The organism is candidate division KSB1 bacterium, assembly GCA_034521575.1.
In the GTDB taxonomy this organism is placed as follows: Bacteria; Zhuqueibacterota; Zhuqueibacteria; order Residuimicrobiales; family Krinioviventaceae; genus JAXHMJ01.
Genome location: JAXHMJ010000005.1, coordinates 1211664 through 1231140 on the forward strand (window position 1 = coordinate 1211664; position 19477 = coordinate 1231140).

16 protein-coding genes and 2 pseudogenes are annotated in these 19477 nt (G+C 48.5%); all 18 read right to left on the bottom strand.

Annotation, left to right across the window (positions count from 1 at the left end; all coding sequences use genetic code 11):
• Position 1 precedes the first annotated feature (1 nt).
• The 18 genes and pseudogenes from prfA to recA all read right to left on the bottom strand — a co-directional run bounded on the left by prfA (position 2) and on the right by recA (position 19450).
• Positions 2 to 1067: pseudogene (gene prfA, locus U5R06_18455) on the bottom strand (peptide chain release factor 1).
• Between the two features lie 20 nt (positions 1068 to 1087).
• Complete coding sequence (locus U5R06_18460; GenBank protein ID MDZ7724731.1) at positions 1088 to 2020, bottom strand: DUF1385 domain-containing protein; 933 nt, start codon at positions 2018 to 2020, stop codon at positions 1088 to 1090.
• A gap of 76 nt (positions 2021 to 2096) precedes the next feature.
• Positions 2097 to 2312: a 50S ribosomal protein L31 gene (gene rpmE, locus U5R06_18465; protein MDZ7724732.1), complete on the bottom strand. Its 216-nt coding sequence runs from the start codon at positions 2310 to 2312 to the stop codon at positions 2097 to 2099.
• Positions 2313 to 2398: 86 nt separating this feature from the next.
• A complete protein-coding gene (gene rho, locus U5R06_18470; GenBank protein MDZ7724733.1) occupies positions 2399 to 3646 on the bottom strand; it encodes a transcription termination factor Rho in 1248 nt (415 codons plus the stop codon).
• 435 nt (positions 3647 to 4081) lie between these two features.
• Positions 4082 to 4555, bottom strand: a complete 474-nt coding sequence (locus U5R06_18475) for a cyanophycin synthetase (GenBank protein ID MDZ7724734.1) — start codon at positions 4553 to 4555, stop codon at positions 4082 to 4084.
• The gene (locus U5R06_18480; GenBank protein ID MDZ7724735.1) at positions 4504 to 5361 is read right to left on the bottom strand and encodes a Mur ligase family protein; all 858 of its coding nucleotides are present in this window, start codon (positions 5359 to 5361) and stop codon (positions 4504 to 4506) included. The genes U5R06_18475 and U5R06_18480 overlap by 52 nt, the downstream gene beginning before the upstream one ends.
• Positions 5362 to 5372: 11 nt before the next feature.
• On the bottom strand, positions 5373 to 7025 hold the full coding sequence (locus U5R06_18485) for a hypothetical protein (protein ID MDZ7724736.1): 1653 nt from the start codon (positions 7023 to 7025) through the stop codon (positions 5373 to 5375).
• The gene (locus U5R06_18490) at positions 7025 to 8374 is read right to left on the bottom strand and encodes a sigma-54 dependent transcriptional regulator (protein ID MDZ7724737.1); all 1350 of its coding nucleotides are present in this window, start codon (positions 8372 to 8374) and stop codon (positions 7025 to 7027) included. Before U5R06_18490 ends, U5R06_18485 begins: the two co-directional genes overlap by 1 nt.
• 12 nt (positions 8375 to 8386) lie before the next feature.
• Positions 8387 to 9655: a GTPase HflX gene (hflX, locus tag U5R06_18495; GenBank protein ID MDZ7724738.1), complete on the bottom strand. Its 1269-nt coding sequence runs from the start codon at positions 9653 to 9655 to the stop codon at positions 8387 to 8389.
• Positions 9656 to 9674: 19 nt separating this feature from the next.
• On the bottom strand, positions 9675 to 11717 hold the full coding sequence (locus U5R06_18500; protein MDZ7724739.1) for a BatA domain-containing protein: 2043 nt from the start codon (positions 11715 to 11717) through the stop codon (positions 9675 to 9677).
• A 1-nt stretch (position 11718) separates the two neighbouring features.
• Positions 11719 to 12300: a D-sedoheptulose 7-phosphate isomerase gene (gmhA, locus tag U5R06_18505; GenBank protein ID MDZ7724740.1), complete on the bottom strand. Its 582-nt coding sequence runs from the start codon at positions 12298 to 12300 to the stop codon at positions 11719 to 11721.
• A 7-nt stretch (positions 12301 to 12307) separates the two neighbouring features.
• Complete coding sequence (locus tag U5R06_18510; GenBank protein MDZ7724741.1) at positions 12308 to 13099, bottom strand: CpsB/CapC family capsule biosynthesis tyrosine phosphatase; 792 nt, start codon at positions 13097 to 13099, stop codon at positions 12308 to 12310.
• A gap of 17 nt (positions 13100 to 13116) precedes the next feature.
• Entirely contained in the window at positions 13117 to 13866 is a 750-nt protein-coding gene (locus tag U5R06_18515) for a geranylgeranylglyceryl/heptaprenylglyceryl phosphate synthase (protein MDZ7724742.1), read from the bottom strand.
• Positions 13867 to 13882: 16 nt separating this feature from the next.
• Positions 13883 to 15469 (bottom strand): alanine--tRNA ligase, encoded by a 1587-nt coding sequence (gene alaS / locus U5R06_18520; protein MDZ7724743.1) that lies wholly within the window; start codon positions 15467 to 15469, stop codon positions 13883 to 13885.
• Positions 15396 to 16496 (bottom strand): alanine--tRNA ligase, encoded by a 1101-nt coding sequence (gene alaS, locus U5R06_18525; GenBank protein ID MDZ7724744.1) that lies wholly within the window; start codon positions 16494 to 16496, stop codon positions 15396 to 15398. The genes alaS (U5R06_18520) and alaS (U5R06_18525) overlap by 74 nt, the downstream gene beginning before the upstream one ends.
• Positions 16497 to 16528: 32 nt before the next feature.
• On the bottom strand, positions 16529 to 17722 hold the full coding sequence (locus tag U5R06_18530; GenBank protein ID MDZ7724745.1) for an aminotransferase class I/II-fold pyridoxal phosphate-dependent enzyme: 1194 nt from the start codon (positions 17720 to 17722) through the stop codon (positions 16529 to 16531).
• Between the two features lie 4 nt (positions 17723 to 17726).
• Positions 17727 to 18365, bottom strand: coding sequence for a RecX family transcriptional regulator (locus U5R06_18535; protein ID MDZ7724746.1), 639 nt, complete (start codon positions 18363 to 18365; stop codon positions 17727 to 17729).
• A 17-nt stretch (positions 18366 to 18382) separates the two neighbouring features.
• Positions 18383 to 19450, bottom strand: a pseudogene (recA, locus tag U5R06_18540) (recombinase RecA).
• Positions 19451 to 19477: the final 27 nt, after the last annotated feature.

Here is a 19477-nt window from a genome sequence, read left to right on the forward strand (position 1 = left end):
TTTATTCCAATTCTTTTAATTTTTCAGAACGGTCAGCAAGTTTGAGTTGTTCTATAATCTCGGTGAGATCCCCTCCGAGTATTTCATTCAAGTTATATAAACTCAGATTAATACGATGATCGGTCACGCGTCCCTGTGGAAAATTATACGTCCGGATTTTTGCGCTCCGGTCCCCGGTGCTGACCATGGAACGCCGTTCCGCTGTCAGTTTCGCCTGTTCTTCGGCGATGGCTTTTTCATACAGCCGGGCGCGCAGTACCTTGAAGGCTTTTGCTCTGTTTTTATGCTGGGATTTTTCATCCTGGCACGTTACCACCAGTCCGGTAGGTACATGTGTCAAGCGCACGGCCGAGTCCGTCGTGTTCACACTCTGTCCGCCCGGTCCGGAAGAACGGTATACATCCATACGCACATCGTTGGGATCAATTTTTACATCCACATCTTTGGCTTCCGGCAATACAGCAACCGAAGCAGCAGAGGTATGGATTCGTCCGCCGGTTTCCGTGGTCGGAACCCGCTGGACCCGGTGAACCCCGGCTTCATATTTCATGGTACCATAGACATGCTGACCATTCAGTAAAAATATGATTTCCCGGAATCCGCCGATTCCCTGGGGATTCGAAGACATGATTTCCATTTTCCACTTGCGTATCTCGGAAAAATGTTGATACATACGAAACAGATCGCCGGCGAACAAACCCGCCTCATCCCCTCCGGTCCCGGCACGAATTTCGATAATGGCGTTGCGTTTATCCTTGGGGTCTTTGGGCACCAACATCATATTGATCTCTTCTTCGAGACTCTGCTTTTGTGACTTTAAATCTTCAAGCTCGCTTTCCGCCAGTTCCCGCATGTCTCCGTCATCCTCTTTCAGAACCTCATGGGCGCTGTCGATATCAGACAATATCTTTTGATAATCCTGATACCTCTGAACGATCGGAGACAATTCGGACTCTTCTTTTGCCAAATCACGGTAAAGCTCATTCTGCTGAATCACCTCGGGATCACTAAAGCTGTTTCGCGACCTCGTCGTAACGTTTCTTGACTTTTTCGAGTTTATCGATCACAGTCGGTTAGTCCTCTTTTATTACACCTCGACCATCTGCACGTCCGATGGCCCTGCTTGTGGTTCCTGTCCCAGCGCACAGCGCAAAGCCACCATGGCAACTTCAATTTGCTGATCATCCGGTTCTTTGGTGGTGATCTTTTGCAGCCACAATCCCGGATAAATGAGATACTTTATGATAGAGCGTTTCGGAGCCCGGTCGGCAAATCGGATAAACTCATAGGACAATCCGCCGATCAAAGGTACAAATGCAATTCTGAGAAAACGATCCGCAATTGTTTCCGGACGTCCCAGAAACATAAACACCAGAATGCTCACCAGCATGACAATCAGCAGGAAACTGGTCCCGCAGCGGGGGTGCAGCGTCGTATAAGAACGTGCGGATTCGATGCTCAGCTCTTTCTGATCTTCAAATGCAAATACACTTTTATGCTCCGCACCGTGAAATTCAAAAACCCGTTTAATTTCCTTCCACAATGAAATCAGGTAAATATAAGACAAAAAAATGATAACACGAAATATCCCGTCAATGAGATTAAAAACAATCCCGGACTCGATCGGGAACAAATCCGTCAGAATAAGGGGAACATAGAAAAACAAACCCAAACCAATTATAAAAGATAAAAGCACGGTCACTCCCATCCAGATATTATCCCAAATGGATTTCTCGGTATTTTTACCTGCTTTTTTGTTTTCTTCTTCCATGGCAATATCACTGGAAAACGAAAGAGCTTTCATCCCCAGAACAAGACTTTCAATTAATGTGACTGCGCCCCGCAATACCGGCCATCCGAGCGGTTTAAACCGCTTTATGACCGATTCAAATTTACGGTCTTTGACGACAATCGTACCATCCGGCTTGCGTACCGCCACGGCAACCCGTTCGGGGCCGCGCATCATAACACCTTCCATAACAGCCTGACCGCCGACAGTCACTTTTTCCTTTGCTTTCACAGGCAGGCTCCACATAAAAAAACGGAATCAACGTCTGACGACATTCATTCCGTTTAACGAAAATCGTCCAATCGGGTTATTTTTTGTTGGTCTTGTAATCCCCGTATTTTTTACGGAACTTGTCAACACGGCCCGCCGTATCGATCAATTTTTGTTTTCCGGTGAAAAAGGGATGGCACTGTGAACAAATTTCAACCTGAATATCACCCACGGTTGAATGCGTCTTAAAAGAATTCCCACAGGCACAGGATACAGTTCCCAGCTTATAATCCGGATGTATTTTCTCTTTCAAAATAACCTCCGACATGTTGTAGAGTAAAATCTATTATTTGCCAAACAATAATATAATATATTTTGCTCTAAAAAGCAAGAGAAAGATCAGGCATTCATGGATTCCAAAAAGGACTTGTTGGAACGGGTGCCTTTCATTTTGTTGATCAGCACCTGCATCGCCTCAACCACCTGCAGTTCGGACAGGAACTTGCGCAAAATCCATACGCGGTCCAGCTCTCGTTTATCCATCAACAGCTCTTCCTTACGGGTACCGGAGAGATTGACATCGATGGCCGGAAAGATGCGACGATCCGCCAGACGCCGGTCCAGAACCAGCTCCATATTACCGGTGCCTTTGAATTCTTCAAAAATTACTTCGTCCATGCGGCTGCCGGTATCAATCAAAGCCGTCGCAATAATAGTTAAACTGCCGCCCTCTTCAATATTTCGCGCCGCGCCAAAGAACCGTTTGGGTCGATGCAAAGCATTGGCATCCACACCACCCGACAAGATTCTACCCGAATGCGGCACAACTGTGTTATGAGCGCGCGCCAATCGTGTGATGCTGTCGAGCAGAATCACAACATCATGACCGTATTCGACCATGCGTTTGGATTTTTCCAGGACCATATCAGCAACCTGGACGTGCCGTTCCGCCGGTTCATCAAACGTTGAAGAAACCACTTCAGCCTTGACCGAACGTTGCATATCCGTCACTTCTTCCGGACGCTCATCAATCAGCAACACGATCATTTTTACGGTTGGATGATTGACGGTTATCGAATTGGCAATACGCTGCAGAAGCACAGTCTTTCCTGTTTTGGGCTGCGCAACAATCAATCCACGCTGTCCTTTTCCAATCGGTGTCAGCAAATTCATGATGCGTGTGGAATAATCTTTTGACGTACTTTCCAGATTGATACGTTCCTCGGGATAAAGGGGGGTCAGATTATCAAACAGAATCTTACCCTTGGCTTCTTCGGGGGTTTCAAAGTTAATTGCCTCTACCCGCAGCAGGGCAAAGAAGCGTTCATTGTCCTTGGGGGGACGGATTTGACCGGAGATTGTATCACCGGTGCGCATACCGAATCGCTTGATCTGTGAAGGTGAAACATAAATATCATCCGGACCGGGAAGATAATTAAAATCCGGAGAACGAAGGAACCCATATCCGTCAGGCAGAACTTCGAGCACCCCCTCTCCAAAGATCAAACCTTCTTTTTCCGTTTGTTTTTCCAGAATTTTAAAAATGAGTTCGGATTTTTTTATGCCCGTCACACCGGACACCCCTATTTCCTGAGCCAATTTGGTCAGCTCGGCGATTCGCTTGGTCTTTAATTCTGCTATATCCATTATTCTCCTCTTGTTTAAAAACGCTGTTTCTTTATCATAGTCCTGTTCCTTACATTTTTAGTATCGGTCAGCGAATTTCATGTATATCGGTTACTAAAATTCAGCTCTATTCCGGCAAATACTCTATTTTTATTTGAAAAATACAAACCCGCGCCCATGTGCAGGAAAAATTAAATACCCATTTCCAAAGATCAGCAATCATTGGTTCAAATGCCGGAGAATTTTTATTCTGAATATTCATGCATCCCCGTGATGCACCATATACCTGTGCACGACAATACTATGGAAAATATGCCTAGATTAAACGAGCTCTCCCTTTTTTCTTTTCATATCGGATAGAGTTAATGATTAATTAACAGTAGTATTTTTGAAGAAATTTGAGGTCATATACATTTGAGGTGTCGGTGGTAATTATACAAAAATACACAAAATTATCTAGTTTGTCAAGTAATTTATTGTATCCACCGCCTCTTTGTATATAAAATGTGACCCGGCGATACAAATCAAATCCTGCTGTCTTGTCAGCACATTTTTTACACCCTCTCTCACCTTTGTTCCGGGCAGACAGGGGATCTGTTTCCGTTTGACCCGGGATTCGAGTTCCACCGCTGATAACGCTCGGGGATTGTCAGCTTCAACCGGCTGTATACAGTCTGCTGTATCCCTGAGACCTTCCAGAATCGCATCCGTATCCTTGTCTGATGATAATCCCAGCACAAAAGTGACGGATTTCCCCGGATAGAACGTTTCTATCAATGCTGCCAGATTCTTCACGGATGCCGGATTATGGGCAATATCAATAATGACATCCGGGTCTGTTTTGAGGACCTGGAATCGGCCGGGACGCTTGAACCCGTTCAGAGCATCGCATATTCCCTTGTCACGTATATCCCAGCCTGTTTCGCCCAACAGATCTGCAGCTTAACCGCAAGTCCGGCATTCAATACATGCACTTTGCCCGTCATAGCTGTGCGCACACGTATACTGTGACGCCTTGTTTTCAAATCAAAATCAGTATTCTGAACACCGAGATGATGAACATTCATTTCGCAAACATCAGACAAACGATAAAAGGGGGCCTCAAGTTCCCGCGCTTTTTTTTCAAATATACGGTTTCGAACATCCTGACCAACCAAACAGGGCGTACCGGATTTGATGATGCCGGCCTTTTCTCCTGCGATCTCATCCAAAGTGGCGCCAAGAAACTGCGTATGATCTGATGAAATACTGGTAATCAGACTGATTTCGGGATGGATCACATTGGTCGCATCAAGTCGACCGCCCAGACCGGTTTCGATCACAGCAATATCGGTTTTCTGCTCCGCAAACCAGGTAAAGGCCATTGCAGTGAGGGTCTCAAAAAATGTGCTCTGACGGTGTTCCGCTGCAGATTTCACGTTATCGGCACACTGCGCAAATTCTGATTCCGATATCGGCCGACCATTCAACTGAAGGCGCTCTGTGACACTGCACAAATGCGGCGATGTGTAGAGCCCGGTTTTGTATCCCATAGCCATCAAAATCGCAGCAAGCATCGCTGCAACGCTTCCTTTGCCATTAGTGCCGGCGATATGCACAGTTGCAAAGTGTTGATGCGGTTCTTCAAGAGCACGCATCAAATCCCTGACATTCTCCAGTCCCAGCTTCCAGCCGTATTTTTGCCGATCATACAGCCACTGAAGACGCTGCTCAAACCTTTTTGATTGTTCCGTCAAACTCATATGCTTTAATCGCTGCGTAAAGGAGAGTTCCAGTAAAAACGCGTCAATCCTTTAGGGGTTCCGAACCAGATATAATTGCCTTTTAGGTAAAGCGAATAGACCCGATTATCCGCAAGCCCGTCCATGCGCGTATAATGTCTCCACCGGTTGGCGAATCGATTGTATTTGTAAACACCGTTGTCCGTCGCCACCCACACAGATTGCGCGGCAACCAGAATCCTGTGTATACCGGCAGGCACGGAATGCAGCCGTTCTGGAATCTGTTTCAACACATGGTGTTTTGTATCCAGGCAGCCGACTCCCTCGTCTGTCGCGAACCAGAGTTCAGAATCAAAGGCAGAAACGGCAAATACGCGGGTGTTGATAAAATCAATATCTCCGATAAAAAATCCGGCTTGTTTCTGTTTATGGTAAAGGTACAAACCGTATTCCGTTCCCAGCCACAGAGAATCGCCATGACTGTCGACATCATAAACCAGCAATTCCTTGTACCGCGACGGCAGAATTTGTTTAATATCCGCCGAATCGGGTCGAATAGAAGACAGGTTCAGACTGGATGCCCCTCCTTCTGTTGCAATCCAGAGGAAATCAGAATCCAATACCACATCATTGACAATATCATCGGACAGGTTATTCACCCGACGCAAGGTGCGCCAGTACTCCTGTTCGCGATCATAAAAGGCCACCCCGCCAAGTGTGCCGAAAAAAACAAACCGTTCATTCAAGTCAATAGAGGTGATTTCCGGGTTGGAAAACCCCGAAATCAAATGTGGCTCATAATAAACCGGGGGCTTTTGCACGCCGAACCAGCGGGTTATTCCGGTATAGTCATCATGATCCTGCATGCCACCCACCCAAAAACTGCTCTCATCTTTGCCAATATCGTCTACCGTATCATCCCACAATCCAAACGGCAGCAGAGTTAGTCGGTTGGTATTCAGATCACCGCGGCCTGCTCCCAGACCCCACGTGCCTATCCAGAGATTCCCCCACTTGTCACGCACCCAGGTGGTAACCGGCCAGGTTCTGAGTTCATGATCACGGATTTCCTGTCCGGCATCATTGAACGTATACGCGCTGAATTCGCTGTCCATAAAAAAATGCGGCAATCCGGAACGTTGGTCACGGCGGCCGAACCATTTAATATGGTCATTCAGAGCCGGCTGGGTTTGCTGAAAGTTGAAAAACTGGTTATGCGACTTGAACCAGTTGTCCCGAGAGTCCACCACAATCACATTCACACCGTCAAAGCCGATGGATTGCACCGGTGCCTGAATCATACCCATTTCATCGAAAAACTCATTATACCAGATCTCGGCTGCCGGTTCGTAACGGCTGATGCTTTTTTCAGTTACCGCCCAGACAAATCCGGTATTGGCATCTTCGGCGACCAGATAGACTTCATTTGAGGCCAGACCATTACTGACGGTCCAGGGATAGTTCCATTGATTGGCAAAATAATTATAGCGGGTAATGCCGCCGGACGACGCAAAATACACAAACGTATTCCCCAGAGAGACATAACGGACAAACCGTGTTGCGGCATAAGTGATCCAGTCTCCCTGATTGTAGGCACGGTTGGTTTCATAGATTTTCTGTTGAGCAATGGCCGGAAGGCTCAGTACAAGCAACAACAGCAGCAGAGTTTTATATTGCATTATTTTAGACCATATTTTTTGAGTTTTTTATGCAAATTCGCGCGATCCGTTTGAAGAATTTCCGCCATCCGGCTCACATTGCCCTGACATTCGGCATACCCGTTTCTCAAAATTGATTCTTCGAAAGCATTCATTTGATCGCGCAGCGACCCTGATTCACGTTTTGCATCTGTCTGCTCAGCCCCGGGCTCAGCCCGTTCACCCAACAGGCGGACGGCATCCGAGGCAGTAATTTTATCGGCGGTCAACATGATGCTCAAGCGCTCAACAACGTTGCGCAGTTCGCGAACATTCCCCGGCCATCTGTAGCGCATCAACGCATTCAGGGCATCATCCTCAAGTCGCTTGGGACGCTTGCCGTTTTTCACAGCATAAACATCGAGAAAATGCCGGGTCAATGCCGGAAGATCCTCAATCCGGTCGCGCAAAGCAGGGACGGTAACCGGCACTACATTCAATCGAAAATACAGGTCCTGACGAAAATGACCGTTGTTGATTTCAGTCTCCAGATTTTTGTTGGTCGCAGACAGCACCCGCACATTGAACGAATGCGGGACAGTGCTTCCCACCGGCGTAAATTCATTTTCCTGCAGCACACGCAGTAATTTTGCCTGGGTTTCCGGCGCCATATCTCCGATCTCGTCGAGAAGCAGAGTGCCATTTTCCGCTTCCTGAATCAGACCGGTCTTTTTTTTATGAGCTCCGGTAAACGCACCTTTTTCATACCCAAAGAGCTCACTTTCAATCAGTTCACGCGGCAGAGCCGCACAATTTAGCTGTAAGAACCGTCCGGGTCGGCCGCTTTTTTTGTGGATTTCCCGCGCCACCAATTCTTTTCCGGTGCCGTTTTCGCCGTAAATCAAAACCCGGCCGTCCGTCGGGGCGATCTGATCGATCATCGCCCGCAGAGACTGCACAGGGGGTGACTCGCCGATCATCTGGTAATCCAGATCAACGCGGTTCTTCAGAGAATCCAGCTCGGCATCTTTGCGCTGCTGGTCTTCAATTTTCCGAATCTCAAGCAGAATCTTTTCGGGATTCACCGGTTTTTCAAGAAAATCATAGGCGCCTTCCCTGGTGGCATTGACCGCCGTCGAGATATCAGCCTGCCCGGATATCATAACCACTTTGGTACGCGGGCATTTGTTCCGCAGCTGTTTCAACGCCTGCAGACCGTCCATTTGCGGCATGACCACATCGCAAAACACCAGGTCAACATCCTGTTCAGCAGCCTCGTTTACCACACATCTGCCGTCAGAACAGGTGGTCACCGCATGGCCTTCTTTCATCAACAGCCAGCGCAGCGATTCAACAATATTCGCATCATCATCAGCAACAATGATCTTCATACCTGCTCCGGTTCAATTTTGCGCTTCCAGCATACGTTCAATACGCGCCGCGTTCGTTTGATTGGCCACAAGATTCATAATGGCATGCTCTTCGGTATACCGGACATCCAAAACCTGGGCCAAATCATGCATTTTCGCCATCAGACGGGATTGATGCAACGGAATTTCCACAGTTATTTCTCGCGATTGCTCCTGAACCCACTCTGAAAGCTTATCCTTCAGCCGATCCAGAAAAAGACCGCGCCCCGCCGCGATAAACACCGAATCCGGATATTCTCGTTTGACCTCTTCAATAACCGAACGATCGTTGAGCAAATCAAGTTTATTGAATACATAAATCCGCGGTTTTTCACCCGCCTCCAGTTCTTTCAACACATCATGGACAGTTTTCATTTGCTCCGCAAATTCATAGCTCGAAATGTCCACCACATGCAATAACAAATCAGAATCGCGGACTTCTTCCAGAGTGCTTTTAAAAGAAGCCACAAGATGATGCGGCAATTTACGGATAAATCCTACCGTATCAATCAGCAACATTTTTTCCTGATCGGAAAATTCCAGAGCGCGCACGGTCGAATCCAGTGTGGCAAACAGTCGATCCTCGACCAGCACGCCGGCTTTGGTCAGCTCATTCAGAATTGTCGATTTTCCTGCGTTGGTATAGCCCACCAGCGCAGCCTTGAAATTATTCCGACGTTGTTTTCGACGATTATCACGCTGTTTGGCTATTTTCTCCAGTTCCGCTTCCAGATGCGCAATCCGCTTTCGAATGAATCGACGGTCAACCTCAAGCTGGGTTTCACCGGGACCGCGTGTGCCGATTCCGCCGGCCTGTCTTGAAAGGTGAGTCCATTGCCGGGTCAGACGCGGCAGCATATAATTCAACTGCGCCAGTTCCACCTGGGTTCTCGATTCACGCGTGCGCGCATGTTTGGCAAAAATATCCAGAATCAGGCCGCTGCGGTCCAGCAGTTTCACTTTGATCAATGACTCGATGTTTTTCACCTGAGCCGGAGACAGATCGTCATCAAAAATCACCAAATCGGCATCCAGATACTTGGCCATCTGCGCCAGTTCCTGCACTTTACCCCGGCCCAGCATATACGCCGGATTAATTTTCTGTCGGGACTGAACCACTCGTTCGATCACCAGCGCGCCGGCCGTATCAGCCAGCAGTTCCAGTTCGTCCAGATATTCGTTAACCTGATGCCGGTCCTGATCCGGACGGACCATACCGACAATAATCGCTTGTTCGCGATGCTCTATGACCGTTTTATCCAAATACTCCTCTTTCTTTATGTCAAGTTCCGGGTTTGACAGGAACCCGGTATACCATCATTTCCAGTACAATTAGCAACAGAACAGCCCAGGCAAAAAACGGCCATAATTCTGTTCCGTATCGATTTGCCTGTATCTCGGTTTTAATATCAGTTCCCGGCTCCAGCATATTTATGTTAAGCGAATCCAGGATTTCTTGTTGTATTATAGTAAAATCCGATTCATTCGGTTCCACGTTCACAGCCCATTGGTTTAACAATTCGGAATCCGCATAAAGTCCATACATCCCCGATATTTGGGTGTCCTCATAATGAATATACAACCGTCCTTCCGGAGTTACAGAACCTGTAATATGATCGATATGATCAGGATGATGAACAGTCAGAGTTTCCTTAGCGTACAAAGCCGGCAAGGTAGTGTTCAGAGGTTGGCCCAGCTTTTTAACGGACAATTCACCAGCCGACCGCGTTCCGGCATACCGGATCATTCTTGCGGTCAGAGGCGCAAAAATAGTTTTAAACGTCAGATCCGAGAGTCGCGGACTCTGTCCGGTTGTCATGACCAGCACCGTACCCCGACCCAGACGTTTTTCATACAAAAACGCTGATCCGTCACTGTAACTCATAATCGGATCAATGTCCTGACTGCGCTCGGCGCGTAAAGCAAAATAAAATTCCGGTTTTTCGAAAGAAACTGTTTTGAGAAAGATGCCTGAGAACAGTGGATGCGATTTATCGATCGTTCCGAGTGTAAACACCGTGTTTTGCGATCCATAGTCGCCCAGCGATTCCAGCAGACGCGGCAGGTCCAGTTGTTCTGCCAGAGTCTGATTAAACGCTCTCAGATCAGTCCGTTCTCCCAGGATCAGCACGACACCGTTGCCCTGCTCCACGTAATCTCTGAGATCACGGGCCATACTATAATCCAGTCGTGCAATGTTGGAAAAAACCGTCACATCAGACTGCATAAAGTCTCGATTTTGTGCATCGAGACTTGCATCCTGAAGCAAAAACGGACTGCGGCGGTCCAGAACCAGTTTAATAAAGTCTGTTTCACCGTATAACGCGACTTTTGTGCGTTCAGGCACCTCAAACGCAAAATGCCAGATATTATCAGGCGCTATATCGTCTTGACTTAGAACAACGCGGCCGTTCACAGCGCCGGCGTGTTCAAGAGGAAAGCGAAATGAAACCTGACGGGTTTCACCGACAGATAGAGAAACCGGAAACTGCTTCACCCGATCATTTTCCACATAAACCTGCACCAGAGCGCTTTCCACAGGCTGGGTGCCGGTGTTTTTGATCTCTATTATTGCTTCAACCGTCTGGCCGACCTGGAGAATAGTTGACACCCACTGCATGTTCTGAACAGTTAGGTTGTACACAGATGTGCTCTCAAAAAGCAGGCCGTAAATCCGAACGGATTCCGGAATTTCCGCAAGCGAGTCCGGTTCTAAATTGCCCGCTTGAAAGTCGGATAGAATAAAAATCTCCTTATTCAATCCCGGCCCCCGCAGACGGTTCAGCGCACAGGCCAGAGCTGCATTCATATCCGCACTGCGTTCGTCTATTGCAAATTGTTCCAGCTCCCGGGCGACCGCATCCTTGTCCGAGAACGAACGCTGACTCATAACCCGACCGGTGTCCGTCGGAGCGATCAGATTCAGTTCATCGCCCGGTTCCAGCATATCTGCGATCGTCAGCGCGGAACGTCGGGCATGTTCCAGTAAACCGGCATTCTCCCGGTTGCGCTGCATACTGAATGAATTGTCAAGAATAAGTGCAATTCTGGTTTGCGCGCGCGCCTCTGCCAATGCAGTGGTCCGCTGCTTTAGCGTGGGACGTGCAAATGCGAGAACCAGAAACAACAGGATCAACGTCCGAAGAATCAGCAGTAAAATCTGCCGAATGCGGATACGCCGCATCTGCCGGTTTTGCAGTTCCTTGAGGAAAAAAAGCGAACTGAAGGGAATTGTTTTGGTCCGGTTCCTGGCAAACAGGTGGATCAAAACAGGCAGGACAGCTGTAACTGCCGCAAACAATATGACAGGGTTTAAAAAACTCACGTTATAAAGGATAGATAATGTTTTCGATCAATTCGCACCACATGTGAATAATACTGATATGAATTTCCTGAATCAATTGAGAACTGTCAGACGGTACAACTATTGAATAATCATTAAGCTGTAAAAGTTCCCCACCGGATTTTCCCAACAGTGCAACAGTGTGCATTTTTTTTGCTTTGGCTGCGTGTACCGCCCGGCTCACATTTTTTGAATTTCCGCTGGTGCTGATCGAAACCAGCGCGTCATTCGATTGTCCCAAGGCCTCAACCTGGCGTTTAAATACATGTTCGATGGAAAAATCATTGGCGACAGCGGTCAAGATCGAAGTATCAGTGCTCAGGGCAACCGCCGGAAGCGCAGGGCGGTTGCGCTGAAGCCGCCCCACAAACTCTGCTGCAAAATGCTGGGCGTCCGCAGCGCTGCCTCCGTTGCCGCAGATCAGCAGTTTTCCGCCGTTTTCGACACAATCGGATAAAACCAGAGCAGCCTGAAGAATCGATTCGGACAGCTGCTCACTGACTGTTTTTCGGAGGTCCGCTCCTTTTTGCAGATGATTTTGTACAAGCTCTAATGATTTTTCCACGGCAACCTCATGACTTTAACAAAGACTTTATACGCGAGAACATGGATTTATTGCGACTGGAAATCGATTCCGGCTCATGGTATTCGATCAGATCACCCTTTATGATTCGCAATGGATTTTCATTGAACAAAATCCGGGCCCGTTCTTCTCCCCACATGTTTTTGACCAGATTATAGGCTTGTCTTAATTGTAAAGTGCGCGACTGGTCATCATGTGCGTCTGTGGCGATGAGATGCGCCGCATTCGCCTGCAAAAGCGTGTGAGCGACAGTCTGAACCTGCTGACCGAATCCGCCCAACAAACTCCCGGCTGTCACCTGTAATAACGCGCCATTTTTAACCAGTTCGATGGCATTTTGCGGATTCCTGACAATACTGCCATTGCGTTCCGGATGCGCAATGACCGGCGTTTTATCAAGAGGCAGACTCTGAAAAAAATGCCTGGCAACAAAAGACGGAATCATAGCCATGGGAAATTCAATCAAAAAATAACGACCGTTCTGGGCCAGCGTGGTCATGTCCTTATCGAAACGAAAATTCGGCTGAACATAGAGTTCCGAACCCAGATACAAATTGATCGGAATTTCAGCATCCTGCTTGCGCGCAACCAGTTCTTTGAACAGCTTTACAAATTTATATTCATCATCAAGATCATTATTGGAAAAAATGTGCGGCGTACAAACAATATCCGTAATACCATCTTCCCGCGCCTGCTCAAGCATTCGAAGCGACATATTCCAGTCTTCAGAGCCGTCATCACAGTATGGAATGAGATGTGAATGCGTGTCAACGAGTTTCATAAGGGGCTTTCACAATTTCAGGACTCATTGACATGAACTGCTTTGGCAAATTCGGCTATCAAATCAGCATCCCGGTTGCGTTCAATGATACTCCCGGTCACCACAAAATCCGCTCCGGCCTCAACTTTTGCGCGCGCGTCTTTCGGCTTTCTGATACCGCCTCCCACAATAACAGGCAGATTACAATATTGCCGGACCGACTGAACCACCGCGTCCGGAACAGATAATTTTGCTCCGCTTCCTGCCTCAAGATAAACACATTTCATCCCTAGATATTCCGCGGCGAGCGCGTGCGCCGAGGCAATGTCCGGTTTGTCACGCGGTATAGGATTGGTATCGCTGATAAACAAAGCAGAGGTAACCGAACCGGATTCAATGAACATATAACCGGTGGAGATGGGTTCAATCCCGACCGCTTTAATAATGGGCGCACTCAATACCTGCTGACCAATCAGTGTATCTGCGTTTCTTCCGCTGATCAGCGAAAGGTACAAAAGCGCATCCGCGTATTGAGACACCTGTTTGGTACTACCCGGAAACAAAATAATAGGCAGACCGCAAGAGTCTTTGATCCGTTTGATCACCTCATCAAAACAATGAGTGAACAGCAGACTTCCCCCGACAAGCAAGGCGTCAACGCCGGACGCTTCACAGTATTGTGCTGTTTGCACAGCTTTTTCTATATCCTGTTTATCCGGATCGATAAGGACGAAATATCCTGCTCCGCGTGATTCCTTGATTTGAAGGAGCTTTTCAAAAATCTTCACGGATCACTGACTCCTTTCAATTGCGACATTCATTAACAATTTGTTCAACTTTTGACAATGCCAAAGGCAGTTTGGATACATCCTTGCCGCCGGCCAGGGCCATATGCGGCGCGCCGCCGCCGCCGCCCTGAACATAACTTGCAACTTTTTTAATAATATCACCGGCTTTGACGCCCTTTTTAACCAGATCATCCGTCACCACACAGACAAGAGATACCTTGTCGTCAATGGCTGCGCCCAAAACCCCCACGCCGCTATCCAGTCCGTTTCTGACATGATCACCGAGTTTTCTCATATCATTGGCTTCATTGGCGTGAACCTCTCCGGCCACCACCTGAATGCCATTCACCTGCTTGATCTGGTCGAGTATGGTGTCAATTTCGCCTTTGGACGACTGCTGCCGCAGGGTTTTTAATTCGTTCTGGATTTCTTTCTGTTCATCAATCAGCGCTTGTACACAGGATTCAAGCTGTTCCGGTGTACATCCCAGCAATCGGGATGAACGCTGAGCCACTTTACGGCCGTTCTCCAGATAATTCAGAGCCTGCATACCGGTCAAACATTCAATCCTCCGGATGCCGGCCGCAACCGAACTTTCATTGATAATCACAAAACTGCCGATTTCGCCTGTAGCGCGCACATGTGTTCCGCCGCAAAGTTCTTTGGAGTAATTCTCTACCTCTACCACGCGAACCTCGTCGCCGTATTTTTCACCAAACAAAGCCACAGCGCCGTCTGCTTTGGCCGTCTCGATATCCGTATAGCTCCAGGTGGTCTTTCGGTTTTTCAGAATCTGTTCATTGACAATGGTTTCCACCTGATGCCGCTGTTCTGCGGTCAGCGCTTCGAAATGTGTAAAATCAAAGCGCATAGTCTCCGGCCCCACCAGTGAACCCGCCTGCTGGACATGCTCTCCGAGTGTCATTCGCAGGGCTCTGTGCACCAGGTGTGTTACCGTATGGTTGCGTTCGGTGGCCCGGCGTCGATCACGGTCGATCACAGCCGTAGCGCGATCCCCCGGTTTGGGCTGTCCGGATTTCAGTTCACCGATATGCAGCACATGTTCACCGGCTTTTTGTGTGTCCGTCACTTGAAATTCAAAATCATCGCCTTTGATCACACCGATATCGCCCACCTGACCGCCGGATTCAGCATAAAAGGGCGTTCGGCTGAGTACCAGTTTACCGTCTATATATTTGATCACCGACGCATCCGTTTCATCCTTGTCATAGCCTAAAAACTGTGTCGGCTCTGCCTGCACGTCGATGGTTTGATAGTTTACATTTTTTGCAGCCTGTGCGGAACGCTGACGTTGGGCGTCCATTTCCCGGTTAAACGCTTTCACATCCACAGTGAGTTGTTTTTCCTCAGCCATCAGCTGAGTCAGGTCCAGCGGAAATCCGTAGGTATCATGCAGTTCAAACGCATCTTTTCCGGGGAATACGGTTACACCGCGCTCGGCAAGTTGACGTGAACGGTCTTCAAAAATTTCAATCCCACGGTCCAAAGTGCGTCCAAAGCTCTCTTCTTCAGAACGAATCACCCGCTTCACATAGTCGTGACGTTCCCGGAGTCTCCGGATAGGTTTCGCCCATCTGATCACAAAGTGTTCCGACCAGTTTATAAATGAATGGTTCGCGCATCTCCAGTAACCGTCCGAACCGCGCCGCGCGCCGCAGAATCCGACGTACCACATAACCGCGGCCCTCATTGCCGGGAATAACGCCGTCGGTGATCGCAAACGTCAAAGCGCGCACATGATCCGAGATCACCCGAAAGGCCACAGCCTGCTCACCGTCCGTGTACGGCTTGCCGGCGAGCTCGCCAATTCGCTTCAGCAGCGGTGTAAACACATCCGTATCATAATTGGATTTTACATGCTGCATCACCGCAACCAGACGTTCAAATCCGGCTCCGGTATCCACATGCTTTGCCGGCAGTGGATGCAGCTTGCCGCTCTCATCGCGATTGTACTGAATGAACACCAAATTCCACAATTCGATAAAGCGGGCACAACCGCTGTTGACCTCACAGACATGATCAGGATCATCCGAATCGCAGAATTCAGATCCCCGGTCAATATGAATTTCCGAACAGGGACCGCAGGGACCCGTGTTGCCCATTTCCCAGAAATTATCTTTTTTATCAAATTCCAGTATATGAGAATGATCAATATCGGTTTTGGATTTCCATTCTTTAATAGCCTCGGTATCCTTGGCCACATGATCGTCCTGATCTCCCTCAAAGACCGTGGCATACAGCCGATCCTTGGGAAGCTCCCACACGTCGGTCAACAACTCCCATGCCCATTCGATAGCCTCGGATTTAAAATAATCACCGAACGACCAGTTGCCCAGCATTTCAAAAAAGGTATGATGATAGGTATCGCGCCCCACTTCCTCCAGATCGTTATGCTTTCCGGACACACGGATGCACTTTTGCGAATCCGCGGCACGCGGAGCATCCGGCGCCTGGGTGCCCAGAAAAATATCCTTAAACTGGTTCATGCCGGCGTTGGTAAACAACAGCGTGGGGTCATTCTGCGGCACAACCGGCGCGCTGGGCACGATTTTATGGTTCTTGCTTTTGAAAAAATCCAAAAAAGATTGTCGTATTTCGTTGGCTTTCATTCCGTAGCACGTTTCCTTTTTGCTGTTCTCGATTATATATTGTTCAATGCCTGTTTTAAATCGTTGATCAGATCCTGAGTGTCTTCAATTCCGACAGACAGGCGCATCAATCCGTCCGTAATGCCGATGGCCTGGCGCTCCTCCGGAGTCAAACTCTGATGCGAGGTGGTGGCCGGATGCATGATCAGTGTATCGATCTCACCCAGACTGACGGTAAAATTGCACACCTGGACCGAGTTCATGATGGTTTTGCCGGCTTTCAGGCCGCCCTTGACTTCAAATGCTAGCATGCCACCGAATCCATTCAGCTGCCGCTTTGCCAGATCATGCTGGCTATGCGACGGCAACCCGGGATACAGCACCCGTTCGACCTTGGGATGGTTATATAAAAATTCAGCGATAGCCTGGGCATTCTCGCAGTGTTTTTCCAATCTGATTTTGAGTGTTTTTAATCCACGGATGGCCAGCCAGGCATTAAAGGGACTGACAATACCGCCGTACAACTTGACGGTCTCACGAATGGGTTCAATCTTTTCACGGTCTCCGATGATCACACCTGCCATAATATCACCGTGACCGCCTATGTATTTGGTTGCACTCTGAATGACGAGATCCGCGCCCAGATTCAATGGCTGACAAATCGGAGGCGGTGAAAATGTGGAATCGACCACCAGAAGTAAATTGTTTTGTTCGGCAATCTCCGCCAATCCGCTGATATCAGCAAGCACCAGATTGGGATTGCCGATGACTTCAGTGTATAGAATACGGGTTCGGCTGCTGACGGCCGCTTTAACCTCGGCAAGGTCTGTGATATCAACAAATGCGGTATTGACCTGCAACCCCCGCAAACGCTTGTCCAGCCAGGCTTTGGTGCCGCCGTAAATGGCGGCAGAGGATAAAATCTCGTCTCCCGGCTCGACAAAGGATAATATGGCATTGCTGATCGCTGCCATTCCGGACGCGGTGGACAGGGCCTGCTCACCGTCTTCAATCAAGGCCACCATGGATGCAAACAAATCCATGGTCGGATTGCCTTCCCGGGTGTAAAAATAGCCTTCCCGGTTTTTGGCAAACACTTGCATGCCTTCATCAACGTCCGGATAATCATAATTCACCGTTTGAAAAATGGGGGGAATATGCGAATTGACCTGGCGAAAATCAGCCTGATTGGCCGCTTTGATCAATCGGGTGCCGACATCCAGTTTTTTCAAATCATCCGGTTTCACGTATTTACAACTCCTCCCATCGATCTATAACATCATGTATGATTGCAAATGCAAAGCCGCGCCGCTGCAAAAAATCCGAAACGCGTTTCTTTGCCTTTATTTCTTCTTTATTCTTTAACATTTTTTTACGTTTTGCCGCGAGTTCCCGTGCTACTGTGGCCTCGTCCGTCTCGCGGTAGGCTTCGTTGACACCGGTTTCAATATCTTTTTCACTCAACCCTTTCTGAAACAGTTCGCGCCTCAGATAATACGCGCCGACCGGCTTGGTCACCATGCGTGACCTTGAAAACATTTTTGCAAACTCGGTGTCATCGAGCAGCTTCAACCGGTCAAGTTCCTTCAGGGTCCATTCGATAACCGGTTTGGAAAAATCACTGCGCTCCAATCGCTGACGCATTTCAGACCGGCTCCGGGCGCGCACACCCAGCAACCGCAGAGCCTTGTCCTTGGCGGCTCGCTTTTCTTCCAGGTCCTGAATTTCCTCGATTTTTTCAAGATCGAGCCGGTCGCCTTTGGCGATACCGGTTTTTAAAAGAACATCGACATGTATACCAAACGCAAATTCGTCATCCAGAAACACAGAATACCGGTCTTTGCGTTTCTTTTGCGGAACGAGACCGGTTATTTCAAAAGTGACAGTCAATGCGTTTGATCAGATTTTTATTTATCGTCTTTCTCCGTTTCCGATGTTTCCGATGTTTCCGGTTGTTCTTCCTCTAATTTGGGTATCAGGCCGGTCTCTTCTTTGACTTTTTTTTCGATCACGCTCAACAAATCATGATTCTCATCCAGAAACTGTTTCACGTTCTTCGCGGCCCTGTCCCAGACGCTCGTCGCCGAACGAAAACCAGGAACCGGATTTATTGACGATATTCAAATTTACCGCCAGATCCAGCAAATCTCCAACGTAAGATATACCCTGGCCGTAAATGATATCAAACTGAACTTCTTTGAACGGCGGTGCCACTTTATTCTTCACCACCTTAACCCGGGTACGGTTACCGATCATACTATCACCGTCCTTGATGGAGGCGATTCGGCGGATATCCAGACGCACGGAAGAGTAAAACTTGAGAGCGCGGCCTCCGGAGGTGGTTTCCGGGCTGCCGAACATCACACCGATCTTTTCCCGGATTTGATTGATAAAGATCACACTGCATCTTGATTTTGAAATAGCACCGGTCAGCTTGCGCATGGCCTGCGACATCAGTCGCGCCTGCAGTCCAACCTGGGCATTGCCCATTTCTCCCTCGATCTCTGCGCGCGGCACCAGCGCGGCCACGGAATCGATCACAATAACGTCCAGCGCGCCGCTGCGCACCAGTGTTTCCGTAATCTCCAGCGCCTGTTCACCGGTATCCGGCTGCGAGATCAGCAAATTATCCGTGTCTACACCCAGCGCTTTCGAATACTGGGCATCCAGGGCATGTTCTGCATCAACAAACGCCGCCAGCCCTCCGGCTTTCTGAGCCTCGGCCACGATATGCAGCGCAAGTGTGGTTTTTCCCGATGATTCGGGACCGTAAATTTCTATGACGCGGCCGCGCGGTATTCCGCCTACACCCAGCGCCAGATCCAGTGACAGCGCCCCCGTAGAAATACTGGGCACATCCACTTTTTTGTCAGCTCCCAGATACATGACGGAGCCTTTCCCGTATTGACGGTCAATCTGGAAAGCGCCAGATCCAGAGCTTTTTTGCGTTCTTCAGTATTTCGTTCTTCTGCCATAGTTCAACCTTTTTTTCATAATGTGCA